Below are 13,350 nucleotides of genomic sequence, written 5' to 3'. Positions count from 1 at the left end.
CATCCCCAGCGCGCCACTTACAATGCTTCGATGAAGGCGCGCCCCCGAACGACGTTTCGCAAGCTCGACGGCATCCTGCTGCTCGACAAGCCGCGCGGGCCGAGTTCCAACCAGGCCTTGCAGCGTGCGCGGCATCTGTTCCGCGCCGCCAAAGGCGGGCACACGGGCAGTCTCGACCCCCTGGCCACCGGGCTGTTGCCGCTGTGTTTCGGCGAAGCGACCAAGATCGCCGGCGGCCTGCTTGGCGCGCGCAAGGCCTACGACGCGGTCGCGCGCCTGGGCCTGGTCACCGACACGGACGACGCCGACGGCCAGGTGCTGCGCGAGCGCCCGGTGCCGATGCTGGACATCGCCACCATCGACGCTGCGCTGGCGCGGCTGACCGGCCGCATCATGCAGCGCCCACCGATCTATTCGGCGCTCAAGCGCGGCGGCGAGCCGCTGTACGCGAAGGCGCGCCGCGGCGAAGAGGTCGAAGTCGAGCCGCGCGAGGTCGACGTGCACGCCTTCAACCTGCTGTCGGCCGCCGACCTGATCGATGCCGTCGAGGGCGCGGCGCCCGGGAACATCCTCCGCCTCCGCGTGGACTGCGGCTCGGGCACCTACGTGCGCAGCCTGGTGCGCGACCTGGGCGAAGCGCTGGGCTGCGGCGCCCACGTGGCCGAGTTGCGCCGGCTCTGGGTCGATCCGTTCAGGAATCCGCGGATGTGGACCTTTGCGGAGCTCGAGGCCCTGGCCGCGCGGGGCGAGCGCAGCCTCGAGGCCTGCCTGCTGCCGATCGAGGCGGGCATGGATGCCTGGCCGCGGGTCGAGGTGGACGCGGCGGGCGCGGCGCGCCTGGCGTACGGCCAGGGCACGGAAGGCGTATTCACGGGGGCCGGCGAGGTGGCCGTGTTCGGGCCCGATGGCCGCGTGCTCGGCCTGGGGGTGGCGGACGGCGAAGGCGGCCTGCGCCCCCGCCGCATGTTCGCCTGGGCCTGCGCACAGCCCGCGCCGGGGCAGGGATCGGCCAGCGCCTGAGTCCGCGCCTTGTCCGGCAAGCCCGCCGCGCGTTACAATTCCGCGGCTTTTTCCAAGCAATCCGTGCGCCCGACCGGGCGCCAGGTTTCCCACAGCAAGCGGCGGTTCTCGTGGTGCGCAGCATGCCAGGCCGGCATGACGGCGTTCCTGCGGTCCACGCATCACCTACAAGGCAACACGCAATGTCCATCGACACCGTCAAGATCATCGAAGACAACAAGCGCGGCGACAACGACACCGGTTCCACGGAGGTCCAGGTCGCCCTGCTCACCGCACGCATCGTGCAGCTTACCGAGCACTTCAAGCTGCACAAGCAGGACCACCACAGCCGCCGCGGCCTGCTGATGATGGTCAACCGCCGTCGCAGCCTGCTCGACTACCTGCACCGCAAGGACAGCGCGCGCTACAGGGCGCTGATCGAGAAGCTCGGCCTGCGTCGCTGACAAGACCCCACCGCGGCGCAGAGATGCGCCGCATTTTTTTTCGGCACGCCAGAGCGCGCGCCACCCGGCCAGGGCATGGGTCCCGTCCGGTTCATCGCAAGAGTCATCGAGGAATCACCAACGTGGCAAAAGTCATCAAGAGCTTCGAGTACGGCAAGCGCACGGTCACCATCGAGACCGGCGAGATCGCCCGCCAGGCCGGCGGCGCGGTCATGGTCTCCTGCGAGGGCACCGTGCTGCTGGTCTCCGCGGTCGCCAACAAGACCGCCCGCGAGGGGCAGGACTTCTTCCCGCTGACCGTGGACTACCAGGAGAAGTTCTACGCCGGTGGCCGCATCCCGGGTGGTTTCTTCAAGCGTGAGGGCCGCCAGACCGAGAAGGAAACGCTGATTTCGCGCCTGATCGATCGCCCGATCCGCCCGCTGTTCCCGGACGGTTTCCGCAACGAAGTGCAGATCATCGCCACGGTGATGTCGATGAACCCCGAGGTCGACGGTGACGTCCTCGCCCTGATCGGTGCCTCGGCCGCGCTGTCGCTGTCGGGCGCGCCGTTCGACGGCCCGATCGGCGCCGCCAAGATCGGCTACAAGGACGGCCAGTACCTGCTCAACCCGACGGTCACCGAGCTGAAGGATTCCGAGCTCGAGCTCGTCGTCGCTGGTACCGCCAAGGCCGTGCTGATGGTCGAGTCGGAGGCCAAGGAGCTGTCCGAGGACGTGATGCTTGGCGCAGTGATGTTCGGCCACCAGCAGATGCAGGTCGCGATCGACACCATCAATGCGCTGGTCGCCGAGGCCGGCCGGCCGAAGTGGACCTGGAGCGCACCTGCCGCCGACGAAGGCATCGTCAGCGCCATCCGCACCGCCGTGGGCGAGCAGCTCGCGGCCGCGTTCCAGGTGCGCGACAAGCTCGAGCGCAAGGACGCCATCTCCACCGTGAAGAAGGCGATCCTCGCCGCGCTCGCCCCGGAAGCCGAGGCCAAGGCGTGGACGTCGGGCGACCTGTCGAAGGAGTTCGGCGAGCAGGAATACCAGACCATGCGCGACTCGGTCCTCAAGACCAGGGTCCGCATCGACGGCCGCGCGCTCGACACCGTGCGCCCGATCGCCAGCCGCGTCGGCATCCTGCCGCGCGTGCACGGCTCGTCGCTGTTCACCCGCGGCGAGACCCAGGCGATCGTCGCCGTCACGCTGGGCACCGCCCGCGACGGCCAGATCATCGACGCCGTGTCCGGCGAGTACAAGGAACACTTCCTGTTCCACTACAACTTCCCCCCCTACTCGGTGGGTGAAGCCGGCCGCATGATGGGCCCGAAGCGTCGCGAGATCGGCCACGGCCGCCTTGCCAAGCGCGGCGTGCTCGCCGTGATGCCGACGATGGAAGAGTTCCCGTACACCATCCGCGTCGTGTCCGAGATCACCGAGTCGAACGGTTCCTCGTCGATGGCGTCGGTCTGCGGTTCGTCGCTGGCGCTGATGGACGCGGGCGTGCCGATCAAGGCGCCGGTCGCCGGCATCGCGATGGGCCTTGTGAAGGAAGGCGACGACTATGTCGTGCTGTCCGACATCCTCGGTGACGAGGACCACCTCGGCGACATGGACTTCAAGGTGGCCGGTACCACCAACGGCATTTCGGCGCTGCAGATGGACATCAAGATCCAGGGCATCACCGAAGAGATCATGAAGGTCGCGCTGGCCCAGGCCAAGCAGGGCCGCCTGCACATCCTCAAGGAAATGGAAGCCGCGCTGACCGCGCCGCGTTCGGAGCTGAGCGAGTTCGCGCCGCGCCTGATCACCATCAAGATCCACCCCGACAAGATCCGCGAAGTGATCGGCAAGGGCGGCTCGGTGATCCAGGCGATCACCAAGGAAACCGGCACCCAGATCGACATCCAGGACGACGGCACGATCACGATCGCATCGGTCGACGCCGCCGCCGGCCGCGCCGCCAAGGAGCGCATCGAGCAGATCACCTCCGACGTCGAGCCGGGCCGGATCTACGAGGGCAAGGTCGTCAAGCTGATGGACTTCGGTGCGTTCGTCACCATCTCCCCCGGCAAGGACGGCCTGGTCCACGTGTCGCAGATCTCCAACGAGCGCGTCGAGAAGGTCGGTGACGTGCTCAAGGAAGGCGACGTGGTCAAGGTCAAGGTGCTGGAAGTCGACAAGCAGGGCCGCATCCGCCTGTCGATGAAGGCGGTCGAGGAAGGCGAGGGCACGCCGGCGGAGTAAGCCGCGCGCGTCGTTGCCGGCAATCGCCGGGAAATGAAAAGAGCGGGCCTGGGCCCGCTCTTTTTTTGTTCCCTCTCCAAGCTCGTTGGAAGGCGCGGCACCGCCACAACGGGGGTGCCGGGTGCCAAGGCCCTCAAGGGCCTTGGCACCCGGTGCGCAGCAGTACGCGGTGGCCCGACCTCGCGCAATTGCAGCCGAAGCCGCGAAGGCCTCCCGGCCACGGCGGGGCCCTCCACCACCGGCGCGCGGCCGCGCGCGCCGGCTCGCCGGTCAGACCCAGCCGGTGAGATAGAACGTGGCGATGATCGCGAACACCGCGATGGTCTTGATGATCGTGATCGCAAAGATGTCCTTGTAGGCCTGGCGGTGGGTCAGGCCGGTGACCGCCAGCAGGGTGATCACCGCGCCGTTGTGGGGCAGGGTGTCCATGCCGCCGGACGCCATCGAGGCCACGCGGTGCAGGACCTCCATCGGGATGCCGGCGGCCTCGGCGTTGGCGATGAAGGTGTCGGCCATGGCGGCCAGCGCGATCGACATGCCGCCCGAGGCCGAGCCGGTGATGCCGGCGAGCGCAGTGACCGTGACCGCTTCGTTGACCAGCGGGTCGGGGATCGCGCCCAGCGCATCGGCCACCAGCAGGAAGCCGGGCAGCGCGGCGATCACGGCGCCGAAGCCGTATTCCGATGCAGTGTTCATCGACGCCAGCAGCGCGCCGCCGATCGCGGACTTGGTGCCCTCGGCGAAGTGCCTGAACACCGTCTTCCAGGCGAACACCATCACCGTCGCGATGCCGATCAGCAGCGCGCCCATCACCGCCCAGATCGCGGCGATCTTCGCTACTTCCTGCACCACCGGCGCCGGGTTGCCGACCACCGCGGGGATGAAGCTGTGGCTGTCGCCATACCAGCCCGGGATCAGGCGCGTCAGCACCAGGTTGGCCACGCCCACCATCACCAGCGGCAGCAGCGCGACCAGCGGATGTGCCAGGCGCTCGCCGATGAAGGGCGCGGGTTCGTTGAGCAGGGTGGCGGGATCGCCATAGCCTTCGCCGGCGAGTTGCGCCACGCGCCGGCGCCAGTCCAGGTAGGACAGGCCGACGATGATGATGAAGACGCCACCGATCGTGCCCAGTACCGGCGCCGCCCAGGTGTCGGTGCCGAAGAACGCGGTGGGGATGATGTTCTGGATCTGCGGCGTGCCGGGCAGCGCGTCCATGGTGAAGGTGAAGGCGCCCAGCGCGATGGTGCCGGGGATCAGCCGCTTGGGGATGTCGCTCTGGCGGAACAGTTCGGCCGCGAACGGGTACACCGCGAACACCACCACGAACAGCGACACGCCGCCGTAGGTCAGCAGCGCGCAGACGATCACGATCGACAGCATCGCCCGCTGCGCGCCGACCACGCGGATGGTGGCGGCGACGATCGACTTCGAGAAACCGGAGATCTCGATCAGCTTGCCGAACACCGCGCCCAGCAGGAACACCGGGAAGTACAGCTTCAGGAAGCCGACCATCTTGTCCATGAACAGGCCGGTGAACATCGGCGCCACCAGGGACGGGTCGGTGAGCAGGACCGCACCCAGGGCTGCGATCGGCGCGAACAGGATCACGCTGTGGCCGCGGTAGGCGACGTACATCAGGAAGACCAGCGCGGCGAGCACGATCAGGAACGACATTCGGGATCCTTGCATCGTGCGGCGCACGACTCCACGGGCGACAGTGTTCCCGCCGCGTGCGGCCGCGGCCCATTGTCCGAAGGTACGATGCCGCCGCAGCGGCCCCCTCCCTAGTCTTGTCACCACGCGGCAAATCGGCCGCGCGCAACGAAGATTCCAGGGGATCACATGAAGCCTGTCCATATTCGCGCCACCACCCTCAGCCTGGCGATCGTCGTGGCCCTGGCCGCGCCGGCCCTGCACGCACAGGAATCCGATGCCGACCAGGCCCCGTCCGCGCGCAGTGCCACCGAACTCGACACCGTCACCGTCACCGCCCGCCGCCGCACCGAATCGATCATGGACGTGCCGGTCGCGGTCAGCGCCTTTGGCGAAGAGCAGCTCAAGGACCTCCAGGCCAGCGACGTCAGCGGCCTGCAGGGCGCGGTGCCCAACCTCAACATCGTCCAGGGCCGTGGCTCGGCGAACAGCGTGAACGTCTTCATCCGCGGCATCGGCCAGCCCGACGCGCTGCAGAGCTTCGACCCGGGCGTGGGCATGTACGTCGACGACGTCTATTACTCGCGCATCAACGGCTCGATGTTCTCGCTGTTCGACGTGCAGCAGGTCGAAGTGCTGCGCGGCCCGCAGGGCACGCTGTACGGCAAGAACTCCACCGGCGGCGCGATCAAGATCACCACCCGCGATCCCTTCGACCACAGCGGCGGCGCGGCCGAGCTGACCATCGGCGACTACGGCCGCCAGGAAGTGCGCGCCTATGCCAGCGGGCAGCTGAGCGAGACCGTGGCCGCCAGCGTCGCCGCGGCCTCGATCCGCAACGACGGCTATGTGCGCGACAGCGTCACCGGGCGTCACTACAACAACGATGACACCCAGGCCATCCGCGCCAAGATCGCGTTCCAGCCCAGCGATACCTTCCGCGCGACGCTGGCGTTCGACCACACCGAGCAGGACGTCGCGCCGACCATGGGCCGGCCGATGGCGCCGCTGCTGCAGACCGACCTCGGGTTAGGAGTCGTGGTGCTGCAGCCGGGCGAGACCGGCGAGTGGAACCACCGCTCGCAGACCTCGTTCCTTCCGCCCGGGCACGGCCAGCAGCTGGAGCACTCGGGTGCGTCGCTGTCGATGGAGTGGGACTTCAGCGAACAGTGGCTGTTCAAGAGCATCACTTCGCACCGCAGCCTGAAGACCAACTCCTTCATCGATATCGACGCCAGCGAATTCGAGCTTGGCGACGTGCTGGTGTCGCTCGACCAGGAGCAGGCCAGCCAGGAGTTCCAGCTCCAGTACGACAACGGCAGCAACCTGCAGGCCACCTTCGGCGCGTACTACATGCGCGAGGACGTGCCCTCCTACCAGGAGGCCTATGCCGGCGACCTGTTCGCCCTGTTCGGCGCGCCGTTGTCGTTCCTGCGCACCATCGACGATGACCTGACCACCACCAGCGTCGCCGCGTTCGCCCACGCCAACTGGGAGTTCGTGCCGACCTGGACGCTGGCCGCCGGCGTGCGCTGGACGAAGGACGAGAAGGAATACGACCGCAGCACCAGCACCTTCTGGGGTGCCCCGTTCCAGGGCATCAACGAGACCGTCGCCTTCCAGGCCAAGGCCAGCTGGACCGCGGTCACCCCGTCGGTGAGCCTGCAGAAGGCCTTCAGCGACAACGTGATGGGCTATGTCTCCGCCAACCGCGGCTTCAAGTCCGGTGGTTTCAACGGCCGGGCCAACACCGTCTACGACACCCAGCACGCCAAGTTCGATCCCGAGTACGTCTGGACCTACGAGCTCGGCCTGAAGGCTGCATCCGATGACGGTCGCCTGCGCGGCAGCGTCGCGGCGTTCAAGAGCGACTACAGCGATTTCCAGGCCCGGGTCTCGCAGGACGTCGGCACCTTCCCGGTGCTCAACGCGGCCGAGCTGGACATCATGGGCATCGAGTTCGAGGGCAGCGCCCGTTTCGGCGAGGCCACGGTGCTCAGCGCGCAGGTGGGCTGGCTGGACGCCGAGTACGACCGCTTCGACGACTTCCGCCTCGATCCGACCTACCCGGGCTACGACCCGAACCTCAACCACGACCACGTGCCGTTCTCGCCCGACCTGACCGCACGCATCGCGCTGCAGCAGGGCTTCTCGCTGGGCGACGCCGGCAACCTGGGCGTCGGCGTGGATGCGTCCTACCGCGGCAAGACCTGGCTGTCGGTGGACAACCGCGCCGTGCTGAGCCAGGGCGCGTACACCCTGTATGGCGCGTTCGGCGTGTGGGATTCGCCGCAGTACACCTGGCAGGTCCGCGCCGGCGTGCGCAACCTCACTGACGAGGTCTACAAGACCGAGGGCCAGGAGTTCGCCAGCGTGGGCAACATCCAGACCGCGTACTACGGCCTGCCGCGCAACTGGTACATGTCGGTGCGTTACAACTTCTGACCGGTCGGCTGCAAGTGCTGATCACGGCGGCGGGCTTCGGCCCGCCGCTGCGCTATGCTCGCCGCGTACGATCCAGGGCCGGACGGGTGGGGGACAAGAGGCAATGCTGAGCGTCGGCATGGTGGTCGCGGCCGCGGCGCTCTGGCTCGTCCTGCTGTTTGGCGTGGCGGTCTACGCCGAACGTCGCCCAGGCGCGTTGGCGCGCCATTGGCGCCACGTCTATGCGCTGTCGCTGGCGGTGCACTGCACGTCGTGGACGTTCTACGGCACGGTCACCCAGGCCGCGCGTTACGGCTGGCCGCTGCCGCCGACCTTCCTCGGCGCGATCCTGTTCTATGCCCTGGCATTCGGGCTGATGCTGCGCCTGGTGCGCCTGGCGCGGGAGAGCAATGCCACCTCGATCGCCGACCTGATCGCCACCCGGCTGGGCAAGGATCCCTGGCTGGCGGCGGTGGTCACCCTGGTGGCGCTGCTGGGCATGCTGCCCTACATCGCGCTGCAGCTGAAGGCGGTGACGATGAGCTTCGCCACCCTCACCGGTGGCGGTGTGGCCGCCGCGGTGGCGCCCTGGCGCGACGGCGCGCTGTACGTGGCGTTGGCGATGGCGGTGTTCGCGATGGCCTTCGGCACCCGCCGCGCAAGCGCCACCGAGCACAACCGCGGCCTGGTGCTGGCGATGGCCTTCGAGTCGCTGTTCAAGCTCGCGGCGATGCTGGCCCTGGGGCTGCTGGTGTGGTTCGGGTTGGGCGAGATCGACATCGTCGCGGCGCCACCGCCGCCGGCACCGGTGGGCGGCTTCATCCCGCTGGTGCTGCTGGGCGCGCTGGCGATGTTCATCATGCCGCACCAGTTCCACGTCGGCGTGGTCGAATGCCGAGACGAACGTGACGTGCGCACCGCGCGCTGGCAGTTCCCGCTCTACCTGGTCCTGATCGCGCTGCCGACGCTGCCGCTGGCGCGCGCCGGCACCGCGCTGCTGGGCGACAGCGTGCCCGCGGACATGTACGCGCTGGCGCTGCCGGCGGCGCTGGGCCACGAGGGCCTGGCGCTGTTCGCCTTCCTGGGCGGCCTGAGCGCGGCCACCGGCATGGTGGTGGTGAGCACGCTCGCGCTGAGCCTGATGGTGGGCAACCACTGGTTCACGCCCGGCCTGCTGCGCGGCGCATGGTCGTTCGGCCGCGGCGGCGGCGACCGCCGTGGCGCAGTGCTGGTCCTGCGCCGCGCGGGCATCCTGGTGGTGATGCTGCTGGCCTGGGCCTACAGCCGCGTGATCGGCGGCAGCCAGACCCTGGCCGACGTCGGCGCGGTGTCGTTCTCGGCCCTGGCGACGCTGGCGCCGGCGCTGTTCTGCGCGGTCTGGCGCACGCGCACGCCCGCGGCCGCGGCCACCTGGGGCGTGCTGGCCGGGTTTCTCGCCTGGGCCTGGGTGACGCTGTCGCCGATGCTGGTCGAGCTGACCGGCGGCGACGGTACGTGGCTCACTGCGGGCCCCTGGGGCATCGCCTGGCTCGCGCCGGACACGCTGTTCGGCCTGACCGGCTGGAGCCGCCTGGGACGCGCGGTCGGGGCCAGCCTGTTCGTGGGCGCCGCCACCACGCTGGCGCTGTCGGCCTGGCTGTCGGCGCCAGATCGCGACGTGGCGCGTGGCTCGGACCTGCGCACGCTGCGCCAGGCGGGCCGACGCTTCCTTGCCGCGCGCACCGTGGACGACGCGCTGCGCGGTGCGCCGCAAACCGGTCCGGTGCCCTCGGTGATCGAAGCCCGCTTCGAGCGCGAGCTGGCCGCGGTGCTGGGCAGTGCCTCGGCCCGGCTGCTGCTCGACGCCGCGCGCCGCGAGGCGGGGCCGGACCTGGACACGGTGGCGGAGATCGTCGGCGAAGCCTCGCAGGACCTGCGCTTCAACCAGCGGGTGCTCGAGGCGGCGCTGGAGAACATGAGCCAGGGCATCAGCGTGGTCGACCGCGAACTGCACCTGGTGGCCTGGAACCGTCGCTACGCGGAGCTGTTCGGCTATCCGCAGGGGCTGCTGCGGATCGGCGTGCCGGTGGCCGACCTGGTCGTGCACAACCTCGGTCGCGGACTGGCGGGTGACGTCAGGGGGCGCGTGGATGGCGAGTCGGCCAAGCGCATGCGCCACATGCAGGCCGGCACGCCCTACGTCAGCGAACGCGTGTTCCCCGACGGCGGCATCGTCGAGATCCGGGGCAACCCGATGCCCGGCGGCGGCTTCGTTGCGACGTTCACCGACGTCACCGCCTTCCGCCGTACCGAGGCCGAGCTCAAGCGCAGCAACGAGACCCTGGAGCAGCGCGTGGAGGAGCGCACCGCCAGCCTCGACCAGGCGCGGCGCGAGGCCGAGCGCGCCAACGAAGCCAAGAGCCGCTTCCTGACCGCGGTCGGCCACGACCTGCTGCAGCCCCTGCACGCGGCGCAGCTGTTCACCGATGCGCTGGCGGAGCAGGTCGAGGGCAGCCGGAAGGCCTCGCTGGGGCAGATCCGCGGCGCGCTCGACTCCACCACCGACCTGCTCACCGGGTTGTTCGACATGGCGCGGCTCGAGGCCGGCGGGCTGGTGCCGCAGGCGCGCGAATTCCCGCTGGCGGAAGTGCTGGAGCCGCTGGCTTCGGAATTCCGCGCTTTGGCCGGGGACCGCGGCCTGCGCTTCGACCATGTCGCCAGCGACGCCTGGACGCACAGCGATCCGCAGCTGCTGCGGCGGGTGCTGCAGAACTTCCTCGCCAATGCCGTGCGCTACACCGACCGCGGGCGCGTGCTGCTGGGTGTGCGCCGGTTCGATGGCGGGCTGCGCATCGAGGTGCACGACACCGGGCCGGGCATCGATCCGACGCAGCAGGCGCTGATCTTCGAGGAGTTCCGCCGCGGCGAAGGCGTGGGCGGGCAGGGACTGGGGCTGGGCCTGGCCATCGCCGAGCGCATCGCGCGGCTGCTGGGCTCGCGGGTGGAGCTGCGCAGCCGGCCCGGCGTTGGCACCGTGTTCGCGATCGCGCTGCCGCGGGTGGCCGCGCCGGCGGATGCCATTGCGGTGCCGGCCATGCGCGCCGGGATCGCAGGCGCGCACGTGCTGCTGCTCGACAACGATCCGATGGCGCTGGAATCGCTGGCCGCGCTGCTGCGCGGCTGGGGTTGCAGCGTCGACCTGGCCGCCGGTGCCGACGCCGCGATCTCGGCGCATGGCGCGCGCGGCGCCGAACTGTGGCTGCTCGACTACCACCTCGACCACGGCGACACCGGCATCCATGCCTGGCAGCGGCTGTCGGCGCGCTTCGGCAGCGTGCCCACGCTGGTGCTCAGCGCCGACGCCACCGATGCGGTGCGCCGGGACGTGGCCGAACATGGCCTGGGACTGCTGCAGAAGCCGGTACGGCCGCTGGCGCTGAAATCGGTGCTGGGGCGGATGCGGATCAGGCACGGACGCGTGGGCTGAGCGTCCTACAATCACCGGCCTTCCGCCTGTTGCAACAACGATGCCCTATACCCCGATCCTGGCCACCCTTGGCTACGTGCTCTCGCCCGACGGGCGCCGCGTGCTGATGATCCACCGCAACGCGCGCCCCGGTGACCTGCACCTGGGCAAGTACAACGGCCTGGGCGGCAAGCTCGAGGCGGACGAGGACGCGCTCGCCTGCATGCGGCGGGAAATCCGCGAAGAGGCCGCGATCGAATGCACCCGGATGCAGCTGCGCGGCACCATCAGCTGGCCGGGCTTCGGCAAGCACGGCGAGGACTGGTTCGCCTTCGTCTTCCTGGTCACGGAGTTCACCGGCACGCCGCCGGCGTCGAACCCGGAGGGCGCGCTGGAATGGGTCGATGTCGACCGCGTGCTCGAATTGCCGCTGTGGGAGGGCGACCGCCACTTCGTGCCGCTGGTGTTCGACGACGACCCGCGCGCCTTCCACGGCGTGATGCCCTATCGCAACGGGCGCATGCAGTCCTGGTCGTTCTCGCGCACCTGAGCGCGGTGGTCAGTCGGCGCGCTCGAGCTGGCGCGCGGGATCGCTGAGTTCAAGCTCCCGCAGGATCACGCCGGCCTGGGTGCGGTTGCGCGCACCGAGCTTCTCGAAGATCGCCGACAGATGGGCCTTCACCGTGCGCTCCTGCACATCCAGGCGATCGGCGATCTGCTTGTTGAGGAGGCCCTGGGCCACCAGGGCCAGCACGCGGAACTGCTGCGGCGTGAGGCTGGCCAGGCGTGCGGCAAGGTCGGCGTCGCCCGGCGTGGACTGCGCGCGCGACACGGCGCCGCGCAGGGCCGGCGGCAGCCACTCCTCGCAGGCGAGCACGGTGCGGATCGCGTCGCGCATCTCATCGAGGCCGGCGCTCTTGGGGATGTAGCCGGCGGCGCCGTGGTCGAGCGCGCGACGCACCACCTGCGGGTCCTCGTTGGCCGAGACCAGCACCACCGCCACCGCCGGGAACTGGGCGCGGATCGCGGCGAGGCCGGCGAGGCCGTGGTTGCCCGGCATGTGCAGGTCGAGCAGAACCAGGTCGATGTCCGGGCGCGATTCCAGCAGGGCGAGGGTGGCGTCGAGCGTGCCGGCCTCGAGGGTCTCGGTGTCGGCCTCGGCCTCGACCGCGGCGCCGCGCATGGCGGCGCGGAACAGCGGGTGGTCGTCGGCGATGAGCAGGGTGGCCATGGATGATGGTGTGTGGTCGCGGGCCGTTACTGCGTCGACCAGCCGCCGTCGACCGGGAACGAGGCGCCGGTGACGTTGTGCGCTTCGCGGCGGCACAGCCAGGTCGCCAGCGCGCCGATCTCGGCGGGCAGGGTCATGCGCAGGCTGGGCTGCTTCTCGGCCAGCAGGGCGCGCACGCCGTCGTCGCGGCTGCCGCCGTTGCGGCGGGCTTCGATCTGCGGCTCGATCAGCGGCGTCTCCACCCAGCCCGGGCAGATGCAGTTGACGGTCACGCCGCCGCCGTCGCGGCTGCCGACTGCGGCATATTCCAGCGCCGCGACCTTCGACAGGCCGACGATGCCGTGCTTGCTCGCCACGTAGGGCGCCTTGTCCTTCGAGGCGACCAGGCCGTGCACCGAGGCGATGTTCACCACCCGGCCGTAGCCGCGCGCCGCCATGCCCGGCATCGCCAGGCGCATGGTGTGGAAGGCGGCGCTGAGGTTGATGGCGATGATCGCGTCCCACTTGCCGACCGGCATCTCGGCCAGCGGCACCGCGTGCTGGATGCCGGCGTTGTTGACCAGCACGTCGAGCGGCGACCAGGCGTCGATCTCGGCCATCATCTTGGCGATGGCGTCGGGGTCCAGCAGGTTGGCGTCGAAATGGCGGACGTCGCTGCCGCCCGCGGCGCGCACGGCGTCGAGCGCGGCCTTGACCTGGGCTTCGTCGCCGAGGCCGTTGATCGCGACGCGCGCGCCGGCTTCGGCCAGGGAGCAGGCGATCGCAAGCCCGATGCCGGAGGTGCTGCCGGTCACCAGCGCAGTGCGGCCGGAAAGGAAGGTGTCGGTCATGGCATGGGCTGCGGTGTGCGTGGAGGACGTCCAAGGTAGCAAATCGAAGCCGCGCGCCACTGCGTACAAAAGT

At 69.8% G+C, this 13,350-nt stretch carries 9 protein-coding genes; 6 read left to right on the top strand and 3 right to left on the bottom strand.

The annotated features are described in order from the left end of the window. Positions 1 to 30: 30 nt before the first annotated feature. The 3 genes from truB to pnp all read left to right on the top strand — a co-directional run bounded on the left by truB (position 31) and on the right by pnp (position 3,694). Positions 31 to 1,020, top strand: coding sequence for a tRNA pseudouridine(55) synthase TruB (truB, locus tag E2169_RS01735; protein ID WP_132984890.1), 990 nt, complete (start codon positions 31 to 33; stop codon positions 1,018 to 1,020). A 182-nt stretch (positions 1,021 to 1,202) separates the two neighbouring features. Then, positions 1,203 to 1,463 carry a 30S ribosomal protein S15 gene (gene rpsO / locus E2169_RS01730; RefSeq protein ID WP_132984889.1) on the top strand — a complete coding sequence of 87 codons (261 nt, stop codon included), beginning with the start codon at positions 1,203 to 1,205 and terminating at the stop codon, positions 1,461 to 1,463. Positions 1,464 to 1,585: 122 nt separating this feature from the next. Next, positions 1,586 to 3,694 (top strand): polyribonucleotide nucleotidyltransferase, encoded by a 2,109-nt coding sequence (gene pnp, locus E2169_RS01725; RefSeq protein ID WP_132984888.1) that lies wholly within the window; start codon positions 1,586 to 1,588, stop codon positions 3,692 to 3,694. Positions 3,695 to 3,964: 270 nt separating this feature from the next. On the opposite strand, the gene E2169_RS01720 is transcribed toward pnp, so the two are convergent. Then, positions 3,965 to 5,368: a GntP family permease gene (locus E2169_RS01720; RefSeq protein WP_132984887.1), complete on the bottom strand. Its 1,404-nt coding sequence runs from the start codon at positions 5,366 to 5,368 to the stop codon at positions 3,965 to 3,967. A 168-nt stretch (positions 5,369 to 5,536) separates the two neighbouring features. On the opposite strand from E2169_RS01720, the gene E2169_RS01715 reads away from it, so the two are divergent. From E2169_RS01715 to E2169_RS01705, 3 genes are all read left to right on the top strand, one after another. After that, a complete protein-coding gene (locus tag E2169_RS01715; RefSeq protein WP_132984886.1) occupies positions 5,537 to 7,792 on the top strand; it encodes a TonB-dependent receptor in 2,256 nt (751 codons plus the stop codon). Between the two features lie 103 nt (positions 7,793 to 7,895). Continuing rightward, complete coding sequence (locus E2169_RS01710; protein ID WP_132984885.1) at positions 7,896 to 11,237, top strand: hybrid sensor histidine kinase/response regulator; 3,342 nt, start codon at positions 7,896 to 7,898, stop codon at positions 11,235 to 11,237. 40 nt (positions 11,238 to 11,277) lie between these two features. Beyond that, a complete protein-coding gene (locus E2169_RS01705) occupies positions 11,278 to 11,766 on the top strand; it encodes an NUDIX hydrolase (protein ID WP_132984884.1) in 489 nt (162 codons plus the stop codon). A 9-nt stretch (positions 11,767 to 11,775) separates the two neighbouring features. Here the strand turns inward: E2169_RS01705 and E2169_RS01700 are convergent, their stop codons facing one another. Both E2169_RS01700 and E2169_RS01695 read right to left on the bottom strand, forming a co-directional pair. Continuing rightward, positions 11,776 to 12,447, bottom strand: a complete 672-nt coding sequence (locus E2169_RS01700) for a response regulator transcription factor (protein ID WP_132984883.1) — start codon at positions 12,445 to 12,447, stop codon at positions 11,776 to 11,778. A gap of 26 nt (positions 12,448 to 12,473) precedes the next feature. Beyond that, positions 12,474 to 13,277 carry a 3-hydroxybutyrate dehydrogenase gene (locus E2169_RS01695; protein ID WP_132984882.1) on the bottom strand — a complete coding sequence of 268 codons (804 nt, stop codon included), beginning with the start codon at positions 13,275 to 13,277 and terminating at the stop codon, positions 12,474 to 12,476. Positions 13,278 to 13,350: the final 73 nt, after the last annotated feature.

The sequence above is a fragment of the Luteimonas terricola genome (genome assembly GCF_004352845.1).
Lineage (GTDB): Bacteria > Pseudomonadota > Gammaproteobacteria > Xanthomonadales > Xanthomonadaceae > Luteimonas > Luteimonas terricola.
This window is presented reverse-complemented; position numbering and strand designations above follow the sequence as displayed.